Origin of the sequence: Nocardioides ganghwensis (genome assembly GCF_014779655.1) — a bacterium.
GTDB classification, from domain to species: Bacteria; Actinomycetota; Actinomycetes; order Propionibacteriales; family Nocardioidaceae; genus Nocardioides; species Nocardioides ganghwensis.
In genome coordinates this window covers 301,648-318,079 of record NZ_JACXYX010000004.1, presented here as the reverse complement: position 1 = coordinate 318,079, position 16,432 = coordinate 301,648, and the positions used below count along the sequence as shown (strand labels likewise).

Here is a 16,432-nt window from a genome sequence, read left to right as displayed (position 1 = left end):
CACGACCGGCGCCGCGAGCGAGAGCGGTGGGGGGTCCCGGTCGACCATCCGGCCGTGCACCAGTTCGTCGCCGAGGTCGAGTGGCGCGAGGAACAGCTCGAACGACGACGCCAGGAGATCCGACGCCAGCAGATCCGACACCTGCGCCCAGTCTGAGCGCGGAGACCGGCGGAGCTGAGCGCAGACCGGGGACGTAACGGGTCCGGGACGACACAGCGCCCGACCCGGAGCGGGGCGGGCGCTGGACGCGAGACGGAGGCTGGTGCCTGCTCAGATGCAGTCGCGGCAGATGAGCTTCTTCTCATCGGCCAGCTGCGAGCGGTGGTGCACCAGGAAGCAGCTCATGCACGTGAACTCGTCGTCCTGACGAGGCATCACCTCGACTGCGAGCTCCTCGTGCGACAGGTCGGCACCCGGGAGCTCGAAGGACTCGGCCGCTTCGGTCTCGTCCTCGTCGACCTTGCCTGAGTTCTTGTCGTGGCGGCGGGCCTTGAGCTCCTCGATGCTCTCCTCGCTCTGGTCCTCCTCGGACTTGCGTGGTGCGTCGTAGTCGGTGGCCATCGGATCCCTCTCCCCTGCAGTGGTCACGTGCCAGCCGGATCGCGGCGAGCCGTGTCCATTTGTGCGCGTCGTCGGCGCCAGATTGTGCACCATGAACCGGTTCCTTGGTGAGCCGGTCCGCAACGTGTCGCGTGAACAGTGGACGACCCCCCACTATTCCCCGGCGACCGGGGTGAGCCGGACCACCTCTCGGGGTGTGGGGTCAGGCGAGGAAGCCGGCCCGCCCGAGTGCCTCGACGAAGCTGTCCCAGCCGTCGGCCGGGGTGCCCACGACCACGTTGCGAACCGCGTGCGTGCCGAGGGTGAACGTCCCGTCCAGCAGCTCGAACCGTCCACCGGCCTCCCGGAGCACCAGTCCTCCCGCGGACCAGTCCCAGGGCTGCGGACCGGCCTCCACATAGGCGTCGCCGCTCCCGTCGGCGACGTGGCACAGGTCGAGCGCGCACGACCCCATCCGGCGGATGTCGCGCACCTCGGGCAGCAAGCTGGCCACACACCCTGCCTGGTGCTCGCGCACCTCACGCTGGTAGCCGAAGCCTGTCAGCACGAGGCGCTCGGCCAGCGGGGGCGAGGGGCGTACGGCGATCGGCCGGCCGTCACGGGTGGCCCCGTTGCCCAGCGCCGCCGCGTACTCGACACCCGTCGGGATGGCCACCACGGCTCCGGCGACCACCTCGCCGTCGACCTCGGCAGCGATCGAGACCGCGCAGTCCGGCAGGCCGTAGAGGTAGTTGACCGTCCCGTCGATCGGGTCCACCACCCACCGGACGCCCGAGGTGCCGGGGCGGTCGTCGCCCTCCTCGCCGAGGATGGCGTCGTCGGGCCGAAGGGCTGTGATGCGTGAGCGGATGAGGGCCTCGACCGCGCGGTCGGCCTCGGTGACGACGTCGACGGCGCTGGTCTTGGTGTCGGCGACCTCGATCCCCTCACGCCGCATCCCGCGCGCCAGCCCGGCGCCCTCGTGGGCGAACGAGCGGGCGAGGTCGCGCAGCTCGGGTGGGCTCGCGGTCACGAGTCTCGTCCGCACAGGGCCGGGCGCGGTCCACGCGGGTTCGGGCAGCAGCCGGCACCGCAGAGGTCCGGTCCGGCGGGCAGCGACCCCAGCGCCGGGCGTACGGGCGACTCCCCGCGCTCGGCGGCGGCACGCTCGAGCACGAGCTCGCGGATCATGGCCACGAAGCGCGGGTCGGTCCCGGCGGTCGCCGCGCGCACCGTCTGGAGGCCGAGCCGCTCCGCGGTCGCCATGGCCTCGGTGTCGAGGTCGTAGATGACCTCCATGTGGTCGGAGACGAAGCCGATGGGCACGAGCACGACCCCGCTCACGCCATCGGTGGCGAGCTCCTCGAGGTGGTCGTTGACGTCCGGCTCGAGCCACGGCGTCGACGGCGCCCCCGAGCGGGAGCAGTAGACGAGGTCGTGGCGGTGGGCGCGACCCGTCACCTCACGCACCCGGCGTGCGACCTCGTCGACGGCGCTGCGGTGCTGGCGGACGTAGGCACCGCGCGGCTGGCCCTCGGGGTCGAGCGAGCCGCTGGTCTCGGCCATCTCGGTCGGGATCGAGTGGGTGACGAAGACCAGCCGTGCCCGGTCGCCCCCGTCGGGGAGCTCTGCGAGCGCCGCGAGGCAGGCGTCGACGGCAGGCTCGATGAAGCCCGGGTGGTTGTAGTACTGCCGGAGCTTGTCGAGCCGCGGGGCACCCTCGGTCTGCTCGACGGCGTCGAAGAGGTTCTCGCGGTACTGCCGGCACGACGACCACGACGAGTAGGCCGAGGTGGCGAAGACCGCGGCGCGCTGCACGCCGTCGGCGGTCATCTGCGCGAGCGTGTCGGCGAGGTAGGGGTCCCAGTTGCGGTTGCCGAAGTAGATCGGAAGGTCGATGCCCTCTGCGTCGAAGTCCTTCTCCAGCGCCGCGATGAGCGCACGGTTCTGGTCGTTGATCGGGCTCTTGCCACCGAAGAGGAAGTAGTGCTCCCCCACCTGGGCCAACCGCTCGCGCGGGATGCCCCGCCCACGGGTGACGTTCTCCAGGAACGGCACCACGTCCTCGGGCTTCTCGGGGCCTCCGAAGGAGAGCACCAGCAGCGCGTCGTACGGCTTCACGTCGGGACCCGCAGGATTCATGACGCCAGCGTAGAGGCGCCTACCATGCGCCTGATGCTCGACTCCTACCGTTGGGTGCTGGCGCGCCCGGGCGCCTTCGCGTTCAGCAGCGCCGCACTCGTGGCGCGGCTGCCGATCTCCATGGTCGGGCTCGGGATCGTGCTGCTGGTCGAGGAGCGCACGGGCTCCTACGGCCTGGCCGGCACGGTCGCCGCGGTGTTCGTGCTGGCGGAAGCGGCCTTCGCCGTGCTGCACGGTCGCTGGGTCGACCACTTCGGCCAGTCCCGGGTGCTGCCGCTCGCCATCTCGCTCTTCGGCGCAGGGCTCGGGCTGATGATGCTCGCGGTCGAGCAGGACTGGCCGCGCGCGTGGACGTACGTCTTCGCCGCCCTCGCCGGCGCCTCGCTCCCCCAGGTCGGCGCCAGCGTCCGCACCCGCTGGTCCCACCTGCTCGACGAGCCCGGGGAGAAGCAGACGGCGTTCGCCCTCGAGGCCGTCCTCGACGAGGTCGTCTTCGTCGTCGGACCGGTCCTGGTGACCCTCCTCGCGACCGGCTGGCACCCCGTCGCCGGGCTCACGTGCGCCGTGGTGAGCGGCGTGCTGGGCACCTTCGCCCTCGCCGTCCAGCGACGCACGGAGCCGCCCGCCGGGCGCAGCTCACCGACCGGCGTGCCGAGCCCGATGCCGTGGCGGCTCGTCCTGCCGCTGGCGCTCGTCTGCCTCACCCTCGGCGCGCTCTTCGGCGCCGCGGAGGTCACGACCGTCGCGTTCGCCGAGGAGCAGGGGCAACGCTGGGTCGCCGGCTGGCTGCTGGCCGCCTGGTCCTTCGGCAGCCTCGTCGCCGGCCTGGTCACCGGGGCGATCGTGTGGCGCAGCGGCCCCGACGTACGCCTGCGCTGGGGATCCGCCGCGATGGCGCTCGCCATGGCCCCCCTGATGTTCGTCTCCTCGGTCCCGCTGATGGCGGTCGTGCTGCTGGTCGGCGGTCTCGCGATCGCCCCCACCATGATCAGCGCGATGACGATGGTCGAGCAGGGCGTCCCGCCCGGTCGCCTCACCGAGGGGATGGCGGTCCTGCACACGGGCATCGTCGCCGGCGTGGCGCCCGGCGCCAGCATCGCCGGGTTCGTCGTCGACCACAGCGGCGCCTCGGCGGCGTACGCCGTCGCGCTGGCGGGCGGCGTCCTCGGCGCCCTCGCCGCGCAGACGGCCCGTCCGACGCACCGGATGCCCTAGCGTGCGGCCATGACCTCTGCCGTGCGCGGCCACCTGTGGCGCAACTGGTCCGGACTCGAGGAGGCGGTGCCCCGCCACGTCGAGACCCCCACGTCGGTGGAGGAGGTCGTCGACGCCGTACGCCGGGCGCGCGCCGCCGGCCGCACCGTCAAGATGACCGGCACCGGGCACAGCTTCACCGCGATCGCGGCACCGGAGCACACGCTCCTGTGCCCCGACGGGCTCGCAGGGATCCTGGCGGTCGACCGCACAGCGATGACGGTGACCGCCCGCGCGGGCACCGCGCTGACGGACCTCAACCTCGCCCTCGAGCGGCTCGGCCTGTCGCTGCACAACATGGGCGACATCGCCGAGCAGACCCTCGCCGGGGCGACGTCGACCGGCACCCACGGCACCGGCGGCACCGCTGCGGGTCTCGCCGCGCAGCTGGCCGGCCTCGAGCTCGTGACCGGCACCGGCGAGGTCGTGCGCGCGTCCGCGACCGAGAACCCGGACGTCTTCGAGGTGGCGCGCGTCGGGCTCGGCGCGCTCGGCATCCTCACGAGCCTGACCTTCCACGTCGAGCCGCTCTTCGTCCTCGAGGCGCACGAGCAGCCGATGACCTGGGACCGCGGGCTGGCGGCGTACGACGACATGGTGGCCGCCGCGCACCACGTCGACCTCTACTGGTTCCCCCACACCGACCGGCTGATGGTGAAGCAGAACGTCCGCACCGACCTCGACCCCGGGGAGCAGCAGCCGCCGTCCCGGGCCGCGGCGTGGTGGGAGGACGAGCTCGTGTCCAACACCGTCTTCGGGGGCCTGTGCCGCCTCGGCGAGCGCGCGCCCGCGCTGGTCCCCCACATCAACCGCGTCGCGGGACGCGCGCAGTCCGAGCGCCGCTACAGCGACCTCGCGCACCGGGTCTTCGTGACGCCGCGCCGGGTGCGCTTCCGGGAGATGGAGTACGCCGTCCCGCGCGAGGTCGGCCTCGACGTGCTGCGCGAGTGCCGCCGCGTGATCGACGCGAGCGACTGGCGGATCGCGTTCCCCGTCGAGGTCCGCACCGCCCGGGCCGACGACATCCCCCTGTCCACGTCCTACGGGCGCGACACCGTCTACCTCGCCTTCCACGTCCCGGCCGGCACCGACCACCGGGACTACTTCGGCGGCCTCGAGCCGATCCTGCGCGACGCCGGCGGGCGGCCGCACTGGGGCAAGCTCCACACGCGGACGGCCGCCGACCTCGCGCCGTCGTACGACCGGTTCGGCGACTTCCTTGCCCTGCGCGACCGGCTGGACCCGGACCGGGTCTTCGCCAACGAGCACCTGCGCCGGATCCTGGGCGACTGAGGGCAGTCGGCGACCCTGGGCTCAGACGTTGGCCGGGCCCTTGGGCAGCGGCGCGCGCCAGCCCCGGACCATGGCCAGCAGCCGCCAGCCGAGGCAGGTCGTGAAGCCCGCCGCGGCGACCACGACGAGGGGAAGGTCGGTGCGGTCGAGGAGCACCGCGACGGCGGCACCTGCAAGTGCCGGCGTGGCGTAGAGGACGCCCTCGAAGATCACCGGGACGCTGCCCGCCAGGACGTCGCGGATCATCCCGCCGCCGATGCCGGTCACCATGCCCATGAGCGCGGCGGGCAGCGGGTCGAGGCCGTAGTCGACCGCCTTGAGCGCCCCGGTGACGCAGAAGAGGGCCAGCCCGAAGGCGTCCAGCAGCGCGACCGGCCGCTCGAGCCGCCCCACGGTCGGGTGGAAGACGAAGGTCAGCAGGCCGGCGGCGACCGGGACCAGGATGTAGCGCCAGTCCGCGAGGGCCGCGGGCGGTGTCGCGCCGATCAGGACGTCGCGGATGAAGCCGCCGCCCAGCCCGGTGACGCCACCGAGCACGAGCGCCGCGAACAGGTCGAGGTTCTTGCGGACCGCGACCAGCGCGCCGGCGACCGCGAAGACGAAGATGCCGACGAGGTCCAGCACGACGAGCGTCGTCGCGAACTCCGTCTCGGGCACGACGGAAGCCTAAGGCGCGCCGCGGGCGTGACGCTCCCCGGGCACGACGCTGGCGTAGGCTCGACGGGACCACCCGACCCACGCACCAGGCAGGAGCCCGCTGTCGATGGCCAAGCTGACGTTCACCGGACGCAGCGGGGACGGCAAGCGCCTGCTGCTGGTGGACGAGTCGGGCCAGGAGCACACCCTGGCGATCGACGCCCGGCTCCGCAGGGCCCTGTCGAGCACGCCCGAAAGCAACGGCCAGTTGGAGATCCCGATGGAATCAAGCCTCCGCCCCCGCGACATCCAGATGCGCATCCGCGCGGGCGAGAGCCCCGAGGCGGTGGCGCACGCCGCCGGCACGTCGGTCGAGAAGATCATGGCCTTCGCCGCGCCCGTCCTGGCCGAGCGTGCCCACGTGGCCCAGCGTGCCCAGCTCGCCTCGATGCGACGCCGCAGCGGGGAGTCCGGGGCGCGCACCCTCGGTGAGGCCGTCAACGCCCACCTGCGCTCGCACAACGTCGACCCCGACAGCGTCGAGTGGGACGCCTGGCGTCGCGAGGACGGCCGCTGGACCCTGACGGCCCTGTACGAGGTGGCCGGCCGGGTCGGCACCGCGACCTTCTCCCACGACCCGCGCGGCAGCTTCGTGACGGTCGACGACGAGGACGCCCGGTGGCTCATCGGCGACGTCGCGCCGCCTGCACCCGCCTCCTCCTCCGCCGACTCCCCCGCGGCCGACGACCTCGCCGCCGCGCGCCAGCGCCGGCTCAGCGCGGTGGGCGGCGACGTACCCCTCGGTGACCTGTCCCTCGGGGACGACGCGATCGAGATGGTCACCGACGACGAGTCGGCCACGGAGACCACGATGGAGCTCCCCGGGGCGGACCTGGGCACCGAGCAGCCGGTGGAGGCCTACCTGGACGAGCCGGACCGGGACCGGGGACGGGACGACACCACGCAGGCGCCGCAGGACCCGGCCGCGGAGGCTCCGGCCGACCCCAAGCCCAGGCCCGCGAAGAAGCGTGGACGCGCATCGGTGCCGAGCTGGGACGAGATCATGTTCGGCGGCGGCAAGAGCGACTGACGCCTTGCGCCTGCTCCAGATCGACGTCCACCCGCTCAAGTCCGGCACCATCCGCTCGATCCCGTCGACGACCGTGCAGCCGCGCGGGCTGGCCGACGACCGCTCCTGGATGCTCGTGGACGGTGAGGGGCGGCTCGTCTCGGCCCGCGAGGCACCCCGGCTGTTCACGGTCGTCGCGGACACCCCGGCCACTGATCCCGCCGTCCCGGCAGGCCTGCGCCTGCGCACCCCCGGGATGCCCGACCTCCAGGTCGCCGTCCCGGACGACGAGCCGGTCGACGTCCGGCTGTTCTCCCTCGACCTCCGTGCCCGGCCCGCCGGCGCCGAGGCCGACGGGTGGCTGCGCGACGTCCTCGGCCGGGACGACGTACGCCTCGTCTGGTGCCACGACCCGTCGCGCCGCACCCTCCAGCCCGGGTTCTCCGAGCCGGGCGACCACACGGCGTTCGCCGACGCGTTCCCGGTCACGATCGCCTCGATCGCCTCCCTGCGCCGGCTCAACGACTGGATCGTCGAGCGGTCGCTCGAGCTCGGCGAGGAGCCGCCGGAGCCGCTGCCGATCGAGCGCTTCCGCGCCAACCTGGTCGTCGACGGCGACGAACCGTTCGGCGAGGACGGCTGGTCGCGTGTCGTGGTCGGTGACGTCCCGTTCCGGGTCGGCAAGCCGGTCGGGCGCTGCATGATGGCCACGATCGACCCCGTCACGCTGACGACCTCGAAGGAACCGACCCGCACGCTGGCCCGCCACCGCCTGGTCGACGGCAAGACGCTCTTCGCGGTGCACCTAGTCCCGGAGGCACCGGGACGCATCAGCGTCGGCGACGAGGTCCGGGCGGAGTGATCACCCCGTCTCGACGGGTCGCGACGGGTCGGTGACCCACTCGCTCCAGCTGCCGGGGTAGAGCGCGGCCCGGATCCCGGCGACCTCCATCGCGAGGACGTCGTGGGCGGCGGTCACGCCGGAGCCGCAGTAGGCGGCGACGCTGGCCGCCGCGTCGGCGCCCACCCCGGCGTACGCCTCGCGCAGCCGTTCCGGACGGAGGAACCGGCCGCGGTCGTCGAGGTTGGCCGTGGTCGGCACGTTGACCGCGCCGGGGACGTGGCCGGCGACCGGGTCGACCGGCTCGGTCTCGCCACGGAACCGCTCCGGCGCCCGCGCATCGACGAGCACGTCGACCCCGAGGACCTCCTCGACACCGATCGCGGGCATCCGCTTGGTCGGCGAGACGACGAAGTCACCCGGCTCGGGCGCCGTCTCCCCCGTCTCGACGACATGGCCCGCCTCACGCCACGCCGTCCACCCGCCGTCCAGCACGCGTACGTCGGGGTGGCCGTGGAAGCGCAGCAGCCACCAGGCCCGCGCCGCGGCCCGTCCCTGCCAGTCGTCGTAGGCCACGACCGGACGGTCGGCGCGGACGCCGGCGCGCCGCATCGCCCCCGCGAACCGGGCCTCGTCGGGCAGCGGGTGACGCCCGCCCCTGCCCGGAGGGCCGGCGAGGTCCTCGTCGAGGTCGACGTACGCCGCTCCCGGCACGTGGCCCGCCGCGTGCTCGCCGCGTCCGGCCGGCCCGCCCATGACGTAGCGCACGTCGAGGACGGTGACGCGGCCCAGCGCGGCAGCCAGCTCGTCGGGGCTGATCAGTGGTCCCGTTGCGAAGTCGTCGTCCACACGCGGCACGGTAGCCGTCGCCGCGGACGGTCCCTGTGACAGGATTCGCCGGGACATGGCTGAACTGCACTTCTTCACGGGCACGATGGACTCCGGCAAGTCGACGCTGGCGCTCCAGACCAACCACAACCACGCCGCCCGAGGACGCGTCGGCCGGATCTTCACCACCCACGACCGCTCCGGCCAGGCGGTGCTCTCCAGCCGTCTCGGGCTCACCCACGACGCGCTCGAGGTCGACGCCGACTTCGACTTCTGGAAGTACGTCGTCGACTCCCTCACCCGCGGCGGCCGGATCGACTACCTCATCTGCGACGAGGCCCAGTTCTACTCGTCCGAGCAGATCGACCAGCTCGCGAAGGTCGTCGACGAGCTCCAGATCGACGTCTTCGCCTTCGGCATCCTCACCGACTTCCGCTCGCTGCTGTTCCCCGGCAGCGCCCGGCTCGTCGAGCTCGCCGACCGGATGAACGTCCTCCAGGTCGAGGCGCTGTGCTGGTGCGGCAAGCGCGCCACCCACAACGCGCGCACCGAGAACGGTGCGATGGTCACCGACGGCGAGGTCATCGTCGTCGGCGACGTCGAGCCGGCCGACGAGTCGCCCGCCGGCCCCCAGGAGGTGGCCTACGAGGTGCTCTGCCGCCAGCACCACCGCCGCCGCCTCACCGCGGCGCGGGCCAAGGCGGTCAGCCTCGCGCCGGAACCGCTGCCGTTCGGCTGAGACGCGCCCGCGCGTCAGCCCACGAGGATGGGGATCAGCATCTCCGTCGACGTCAGCGAGCCGTGGAGCCCGACCAGGGTGTCCTCGTAGGCGAAGTCCCGGGTCGACATGATCGCCGTCTCGTCGTGGCAGGCGACCATCACGTCGCCCAGCCGCGGCAGCACGCCGGGCTGCACCGCGCCGAACCAGCCGCGGGCGATGGCGTCCTCGCGGGTGACGACGGTGGCCCGCGCCCCGAGGACCTCGCGCCACGCGCCGACCACGTCGTCGACCGCACCGGCCGCGCAGTAGAGGTGACGGAAGCGGGCCTCGCCGCCCAGCAGGGACACCCCGTCCCGCATCCCGGCGACCTCGTCGACGTCGATCCGCGCCTCGCGCGGGCTGTCGACCATCCCGTGGTCGGCGACCACGAGGAGCCGGGTGGACGAGGGCAGCGCCTCCCGCAGCTGCTCGGCCTCCGCGTCGACCATCGCGAGCTGCTGGAGCCACTGGGTCGAGGCGACGCCGAACTTGTGGCCGGTCCAGTCGAGGTCCGAGTCGTAGACGTAGGTCAGCGACGGCTGGTCCGCCGACGCGCCCACGGTCGCCGCGATCCGCTCGCCGACGCGGTCCGCGCCGACGTACGTCGCCCCGCGCTGCGAGGCGAGCGTGAGGCCGGAGCCGTCGAAGTCGCGCTTGTTGACGGAGGTGACGTGGACGCCGGCGTGCGCCAGCCGCCCGAAGGCGGTCGGGTGCGGCTGCCACTCGACGGGGTCGACGGTCTTGTCCCACCAGAGGTGGTTGAGCAGGCGGTCGGTGCCAGGGATCCGGGCGGTGAAGCCCACCAGGCCGTGCGCGCCCGGGACCAGCCCGGTGCCCAGCGAGGTCAGCGACGTGGCCGTCGTCGACGGCACCCCCGCGGTGCCGGTGGCGGCGCCGTCGAGGAGCGCGGAGAGGTAGGGCGCGGCGTGCGCGTGGCGCGCGAGCAGCTCGGCGCCCATGCCGTCGACGAGGAAGACGACGTAGGACGGGGCCGGGGGCAGCTCGAAGCCGCCGGGGTGGCCGTCGAGCGGCGTGCCGAGCGCCCGGGCGACCGCCGGCACGACGTCGGCCAGCGAGCGCTCGCCGTAGGCCGGCAGGGTGAAGGCCGAGGCGTCCGGACCGGGGTCGGTCGTCACCGTCGGGGGGTCAGCCGCGCGTGCGCGCCGAGAGCGCGTCGGAGAAGGCGAGCAGCCCGGCCACCGCGTCGGCGCCCTCGGCCGCCGCGGACACCCGCAGCGTGTAGTCGTCGCCCGCCAGGGTGCCGGTGTAGCCGTGGTCGGCGTCGCAGCTGGGGTCCGAGCAGGCCGCGGGCTCGAGGTCGAGCCGACCCACCCCTCCCCAGCCGATCGTCAGCACGGCCTCGGCGGGCGGGGCGACCCCGGCCGTGGGGTTGGCCACCATCCGCGTGACGACCACCGTGCGGATCGAGGTGAGCGTGACCGCCTCGGTGGTGGTGGAGGTGTAGGGCTCGGGCAGGAGGTCGTCGCCGGGGTGCTCGTCGGTGTGGGCGATCACGAGGCGGGTGGGCGTGAGCAGGAGCGCCGTCAGGTGCCGGCGCACCTCCTCGTGGTCGAACGTCGTCTCGTGGTGGACGAAGTAGGAGAGCACCTCCTCGCCGCCGGCGGCGGAGAAGACGCCGTCGGCCACGACCTCGGGGTAGTAGCCGGTGCGGTGGATCGCCTGGCGGAGGTCGTGGGAGACGTCCGCGTCACGGGTGGAGCGGGGCATGACAGCAGTCTGTCACGCGCGGGTCAGTCGGGCAGCGTGTCCCCGGGCATCGTGCTGAGCCGGCGTACGAACCAGTCCGAGCGGGGGTCCTTCACCGGCTCCACCCGTACGCTCGCACCGAGCACCGTCGCCCCCTCGGCTCCGGCCAGCACGAGCGGCAGCTGGAGGGCCCGGACCTGCGGGAGGTCGTGCTGGAGCTGGGCCACCTGACGCACCAGGCGCTCGATCTGGGCGACGTCGACGATCTCGCTGCCGCGGTAGCCGAAGAGCAGGGGGGACGCCTTGATCTCCCGCACCATGTCCTGCGCGTCGTGGTCGGCCAGCGGCGGGATCCGGAACGACCGGTCGCCCAGCAGCTCGGTGAGCGGACCGCCGATGCCGAACGACAGGACCGGGCCGAAGAGCGGGTCCTCCATCGTCGCGATCGTCACCGGCACGCCCGGAGGCGCGTTGCGCTGCACGACGAACCCGGCCCGGTCCGGGTCGGTGATGAGCGTGTTGAGCGAGGACCAGGCGTCGGTCATCTCCTCGGGCGTGTCGATGTTGCGCCACACATGGGCGAGGTCGGGCCGGTCGCGGAGGTGGTCGGCCGTCGCCTTGAGCACCACGTCCCAGCCGAGGGCCTCGCCGGCAGCGGTCGCCTCGTCGAGGGAGGCCACGGCGTAGGTGTCCCACAGGTCGATGCCGTAGGCGCGGAGCAGCCGGTTCTGCTCGTCGAAGTCGAGGTCGCGCCCCTCGGGGTGGCGCATCAGCACCTCGTTGACCAGGTGGCGAGCGGCGTCGAGGTCGTTGACCCCGGGCTCGGCCACCGTGGCCTGCGGCACCCGGACCCACACGGCGTACTCGACGACGTGCGCGAGCGCCCGGACGGCCGCCTCGACCGCCGGGTAGGACGGCACCGACCCGCGGCCCGCGCTCGACCCGGCGACGTCCGGCACGCGCAGCAGCTCGGGGACGCCCTCGGTGCCGAGGAAGGTCGACACGATCGGCTTGTCGGACTGCTCACCGACGGCGGCGAGCACGTTGGCGACGTCCTCACGGGCTCCGGCGACGTTGAGCGGCGGGATGAAGATCGCGACGACCGCGTCGACCTCGGGGTCGTCGATCGCCGCGTCGAGGGCGTCCTCGAAGTCCTCGGCGGTCGCGTCGGCTCCCAGCGCCTCCTGGCGGTTGACGACGAGGCCCACCGAGTTGGCGGCGTCGGCGGCGAGCAGCCCGAGGGCGTCGGAGTTGCCGACGATCGCGACCCGGCGCCCGCGCGGCAGCGGCTGGTGGGCGAGGAGCTGGGCGACGTCGAACATCTCCTCCAGCGACTCGACCTGGATGATCCCCGCCTGGCGGAACATCGCGTCGACGGCCTCGCCGGGCGCCCCGATCTTGCGCACGGCGTGCCCCATCGGCACGCCCTGGGAGCTGCGCCCCGACCGGACCGCGACGATCGGCTTGCGCCGGCTGACGCGACGGGCGATGCGGGAGAACTTGCGCGGGTTGCCGATCGACTCGAGGTAGAGCAGCACCACCTCGGTGGCGTCGTCCTCCTCCCAGTACTGGAGGAGGTCGTTGCCGGAGACGTCGGCGCGGTTGCCGGCGCTGACGAACGTGGTCAGGCCGAGCCCGCGGTTCTGGACCTTCTCCAGGATCGCCGACCCGAGCGCGCCGGACTGGCAGAAGAAGCCCGCGCGGCCGCGGGGCGGCATCACCGACGAGAGCGAGGCGTTGAGCTGCACCTCGGGGTCGGTGTTGATGATGCCGAGCGCGTTGGGGCCGATCAGGCGCAGGCCGTACGAGCGGGACAGGCCGACGAGGCGGCGCTGCCGCATCCGGCCCTCCTCACCTGTCTCGGCGAAGCCCGACGAGATCACCACGAGGCCGTGGACGCCCTTGGCGGCGCAGTCGAGGACGACGTCCTGGACGGACTCGGCCGGCACGGCGACGATCGCGACGTCGACGTCGCCGGGGATCTCCCCCACCGACTTCCACGCCGGCATGCCCGACACGGAGTCGGCGCTGGGGTTCACCACGTGGATGCGGCCGGTGAAGTTGCCGAGCACGAGGTGGCGTACGAGCGCGCGTCCGATGGTGTCCTGCCGGCGGCTGGCGCCGATGATCGCCACCGACTTCGGCGAGAAGAACCGCTCGATCGAGGCGTACTCGGCGCGGTGCTCGCGCTGCTCCATCACCCCGATAGCCGTGTCGGTCGGGTCGATGCGGAAGACCAGCTCCATCACGCCGTCCTCGAAGGCGCTCTTGACCTGGTAGCCGGCGTCCTTGAACGTGTGGATCATCGCCTGGTTGTCGGGCAGCACCTCCGCGACGAACTCCTCGATCCCCCGCTCGCGTCCCGCCTGGGCGAGGTGCTCGAGCAGCAGCTGGCCGATCCCGCGGCCCTGGTGCCTGTCCTCGACGAGGAAGGCGACCTCGGCGTAGCCCGGCCGGATCGTGTCGTAGCGGCCGACCGCGATCATCTGCCCGGCCACGGTGAGGATCATCGCGACCCGGTCGCGGTGGTCGACCTTGGTGAACCGGTCGAGGTCGCGCTCGGAGAGCTCGGGCATCGGCGAGAAGAAGCGGTAGTACTTCGACTGGTCGGAGACCCGGCTGTAGAACTCGACGAGCAGCTCGCGGTCCTCGGGCTGGATCGGCCGGATGTGGGCCGTGCGCCCGTCCCGCAGCAGGACGTCCGCCTCCCAGTGCCGGGGCGCGGGCGTCACCCCCACCTCGTCCGTTGCCGCGTCCGCTTCGGTCACGACAGCAATGTATCGGCAGGTTCGGCCTCTGCGACCACCGAAGGAGGGTTCACCGGCGTGCCCCCGGCCGCTGACGCCCGGCCACCGGGGAGAATGCGCCCCATGGCACGACGCACGAAGCAGGAGCCCCTCCCGGACGACTTCGAGGAGCACATCCTCGACACCGACATCCGCGACGAGATGCAGACGTCGTTCCTGGAGTACGCCTACTCGGTCATCTACTCCCGGGCGCTGCCCGACGCGCGCGACGGCCTCAAGCCCGTGCAGCGCCGGATCCTCTACACGATGGACGACATGTCCCTGCGTCCCGACCGCGGGCACGTCAAGAGCGCCCGCGTCGTCGGCGAGGTGATGGGCCGCCTGCACCCGCACGGCGACGGCGCGATCTACGACGCCCTCGTACGGATGGCGCAGCCCTGGTCCATGCGGCTGCGGACCGTCGACGGGCACGGCAACTTCGGCTCGCCTGACGACTCCCCCGCCGCGATGCGCTACACCGAGTGCCGGATGGCGCCCGCCGCGGTGGCGATGACGGCGTCGATCGACGAGGACACCGTCGACTTCAAGCCCAACTACGACTCCCGCGAGATGGAGCCCGTGGTCCTGCCGGCCGCCATCCCGCACCTCCTGGTCAACGGCTCCGCCGGCATCGCGGTCGGCATGGCGACCAACATCGCCCCGCACAACCTCGTCGAGGTGGTCCAGGCCCTCAAGCACCTGATCACCCACCCGAAGGCCTCGCTCGACGACCTCATGCGGTTCATCCCGGGCCCCGACCTGCCGACCGGCGGCAAGATCGTCGGCCTCGACGGGATCCGGGACGCCTACGAGTCCGGGCGCGGCACGTTCAAGATGCGGGCCACGGCACGGGTCGAGTCGGTGTCCGCCCGCCGCAAGGGCATCGTCGTCACCGAGCTCCCCTACGGCGTCGGCACCGAGCGGGTGATGGAGCAGATCAAGAAGCTCGTGCTCGCCAAGAAGCTCCAGGGCATCTCCGACATCAAGGACCTGAGCGACCGCGACCACGGCCTCCGGCTGGTCATCGAGGTCAAGAACGGCTTCGTGCCCGAGGCGATCCTCGAGCAGCTCTACCGCCAGACCGCGCTCGAGGACTCCTTCGGCATCAACGCCGTGGCCCTCGTCGACGGCCAGCCCCGCACGCTCGGCCTCAAGCAGATGCTCGACGTCTTCCTCGGCCACCGCTTCGACGTCGTACGCCGCCGGTCGACGTTCCGTCGCGCCAAGGCCGCCGACCGCCTGCACCTCGTCGACGGCCTCCTCATCGCGATCCTCGACATCGACGAGGTCATCCAGGTGATCCGCGGCTCCGACAACGCGGCCGCGGCCAAGGAACGGCTCATCGAGATCTTCGAGCTCTCCGAGGTGCAGGCCGACTACATCCTCGACATGCCGCTGCGCCGGCTCACCAAGTTCTCCAAGCTCGAGCTCGAGAAGGAGAAGAGCGAGCTCGAGCGCACGATCGAGTACCTCGACGCGATCCTCGCCGACGAGAAGCTGCTCCGGAAGGTCGTCTCCGACGAGCTCACAGACGTCGCCAAGGAGCACGGCACGCCGCGGCGTACGGTCCTGCTCGGCGCCGCGCCGGCCGTCACGGCCGCGACGTCGGTCGAGGTCGCGGACGACCCCTGCTTCGTGCTGCTCTCGTCCACCGGGCTGCTGGCCCGCACGAAGGACGTCCAGCTGCCCGGTCGTGGCGGCGACCGCACCAACCACGACGTCACGGTCTCCGCCGTCCGCACGACCAAGCGCGGCGAGATCGGCGTGCTGACCAACCGCGGCCGCCTGGTCCGGCTCTCGGTCCTCGACCTCGGCAATGCCGAGCTCCCGTCGACCGCCAACGACCCGAACCTCCAGGGCACGCTGTCGCTGAGCGAGCTGATCGCCCTCGACAACGGCGAGCGCGCCCTGTCGCTGACCTCGCTGGCCACCGAGGGCCCTGGCCTCGCGCTCGGCACCCGCGACGGTGTCGTCAAGCGGGTCAACCCCGAGGTGCTCAACCGCGACGAGTGGGAGGTCATCGGCCTCAAGGACGGCGACGAGGTCGTCGGTGCCGTCGAGCTCGTGACGGGCGAGGAGGAGCTCTGCTTCATCTCGTCCGACGCCCAGCTGCTCCACTTCAACGCGTCCGGCGTACGCCCCCAGGGCCGCTCCGGCGGCGGCATGGCCGGCATCAAGCTGGGCGCCGGGCAGCGGGTAGCGTTCTTCGGCGCCTTCGACCCCGACGAGGCCGTCGTGGTCACGGCCTCCGGTTCCTCGACCGCCCTGCCCGGCACGGAGGCCGGTGCCGTGAAGGTGACGCCGTTCAGCGAGTACCCCGGCAAGGGCCGTGCGACCGGCGGCGTCCGCAGCCACCGCTTCCTCAAGGGCGAGGACACCCTCGTGACCGCCTGGGCAGGCCCCGGTCCTGCCCGAGCGGCCGCCGCCAGCGGTGCGCCCGTCGAGCTGCCCGAGGCCACCGGCCGCCGCGACGGCTCGGGGGTGCCCGCCCCGCAGCCCATCGCGGCAGTGGCGTCGCCTGTCGCCGCGCAGGTGGCGGCGTCGGCGGATGCACCCACCGCTGTGGAAGGCTGAGC

At 72.8% G+C, this 16,432-nt stretch carries 14 protein-coding genes; 6 read left to right on the top strand and 8 right to left on the bottom strand.

Features of this window, described 5'->3' with window-relative positions:
* Positions 1-270: 270 nt before the first annotated feature.
* From IEZ24_RS07020 to IEZ24_RS07010, 3 genes are all read right to left on the bottom strand, one after another.
* Positions 271-561, bottom strand: a complete 291-nt coding sequence (locus IEZ24_RS07020; RefSeq protein WP_056600397.1) for a DUF4193 domain-containing protein — start codon at positions 559-561, stop codon at positions 271-273.
* Positions 562-763: 202 nt separating this feature from the next.
* Positions 764-1,573, bottom strand: a complete 810-nt coding sequence (locus IEZ24_RS07015) for an inositol monophosphatase family protein (RefSeq protein ID WP_242498400.1) — start codon at positions 1,571-1,573, stop codon at positions 764-766.
* Positions 1,570-2,682, bottom strand: coding sequence for a ferrochelatase (locus IEZ24_RS07010; protein WP_129453873.1), 1,113 nt, complete (start codon positions 2,680-2,682; stop codon positions 1,570-1,572). Before IEZ24_RS07010 ends, IEZ24_RS07015 begins: the two co-directional genes overlap by 4 nt.
* Positions 2,683-2,715: 33 nt before the next feature.
* Between IEZ24_RS07010 and IEZ24_RS07005 the strand changes: the two genes are divergently transcribed.
* Positions 2,716-3,897: an MFS transporter gene (locus tag IEZ24_RS07005; RefSeq protein ID WP_165355993.1), complete on the top strand. Its 1,182-nt coding sequence runs from the start codon at positions 2,716-2,718 to the stop codon at positions 3,895-3,897.
* Positions 3,898-3,906: 9 nt separating this feature from the next.
* Positions 3,907-5,229, top strand: coding sequence for a D-arabinono-1,4-lactone oxidase (locus IEZ24_RS07000; RefSeq protein ID WP_129453871.1), 1,323 nt, complete (start codon positions 3,907-3,909; stop codon positions 5,227-5,229).
* A gap of 21 nt (positions 5,230-5,250) precedes the next feature.
* On the opposite strand, the gene IEZ24_RS06995 is transcribed toward IEZ24_RS07000, so the two are convergent.
* Entirely contained in the window at positions 5,251-5,886 is a 636-nt protein-coding gene (locus IEZ24_RS06995) for a trimeric intracellular cation channel family protein (protein WP_129453870.1), read from the bottom strand.
* Between the two features lie 106 nt (positions 5,887-5,992).
* Here IEZ24_RS06995 and sepH point away from each other — a divergent pair, with 106 nt between their 5' ends.
* Positions 5,993-6,955 (top strand): septation protein SepH, encoded by a 963-nt coding sequence (sepH, locus tag IEZ24_RS22035; protein ID WP_129453869.1) that lies wholly within the window; start codon positions 5,993-5,995, stop codon positions 6,953-6,955.
* Between the two features lie 4 nt (positions 6,956-6,959).
* Positions 6,960-7,796 (top strand): MOSC domain-containing protein, encoded by an 837-nt coding sequence (locus IEZ24_RS06985; RefSeq protein ID WP_165355992.1) that lies wholly within the window; start codon positions 6,960-6,962, stop codon positions 7,794-7,796.
* Here IEZ24_RS06985 and IEZ24_RS06980 read toward each other — a convergent pair whose 3' ends face one another.
* Positions 7,797-8,624: a sulfurtransferase gene (locus tag IEZ24_RS06980; RefSeq protein ID WP_242498399.1), complete on the bottom strand. Its 828-nt coding sequence runs from the start codon at positions 8,622-8,624 to the stop codon at positions 7,797-7,799. It lies immediately after the preceding gene.
* 55 nt (positions 8,625-8,679) lie between these two features.
* Between IEZ24_RS06980 and IEZ24_RS06975 the strand changes: the two genes are divergently transcribed.
* A complete protein-coding gene (locus IEZ24_RS06975; RefSeq protein ID WP_129453866.1) occupies positions 8,680-9,342 on the top strand; it encodes a thymidine kinase in 663 nt (220 codons plus the stop codon).
* 14 nt (positions 9,343-9,356) lie between these two features.
* Here the strand turns inward: IEZ24_RS06975 and IEZ24_RS06970 are convergent, their stop codons facing one another.
* From IEZ24_RS06970 to IEZ24_RS06960, 3 genes are read right to left on the bottom strand one after another with little or no spacing between them, the layout of a single operon-like run.
* Positions 9,357-10,499 carry an alkaline phosphatase family protein gene (locus IEZ24_RS06970; RefSeq protein WP_242498398.1) on the bottom strand — a complete coding sequence of 381 codons (1,143 nt, stop codon included), beginning with the start codon at positions 10,497-10,499 and terminating at the stop codon, positions 9,357-9,359.
* 10 nt (positions 10,500-10,509) lie between these two features.
* Entirely contained in the window at positions 10,510-11,091 is a 582-nt protein-coding gene (locus tag IEZ24_RS06965) for a DUF5998 family protein (RefSeq protein ID WP_129453865.1), read from the bottom strand.
* A 23-nt stretch (positions 11,092-11,114) separates the two neighbouring features.
* Positions 11,115-13,838, bottom strand: a complete 2,724-nt coding sequence (locus IEZ24_RS06960; RefSeq protein ID WP_129453864.1) for a bifunctional acetate--CoA ligase family protein/GNAT family N-acetyltransferase — start codon at positions 13,836-13,838, stop codon at positions 11,115-11,117.
* A 102-nt stretch (positions 13,839-13,940) separates the two neighbouring features.
* On the opposite strand from IEZ24_RS06960, the gene IEZ24_RS06955 reads away from it, so the two are divergent.
* On the top strand, positions 13,941-16,430 hold the full coding sequence (locus tag IEZ24_RS06955; RefSeq protein ID WP_129453863.1) for a DNA gyrase/topoisomerase IV subunit A: 2,490 nt from the start codon (positions 13,941-13,943) through the stop codon (positions 16,428-16,430).
* Positions 16,431-16,432 lie beyond the last annotated feature (2 nt).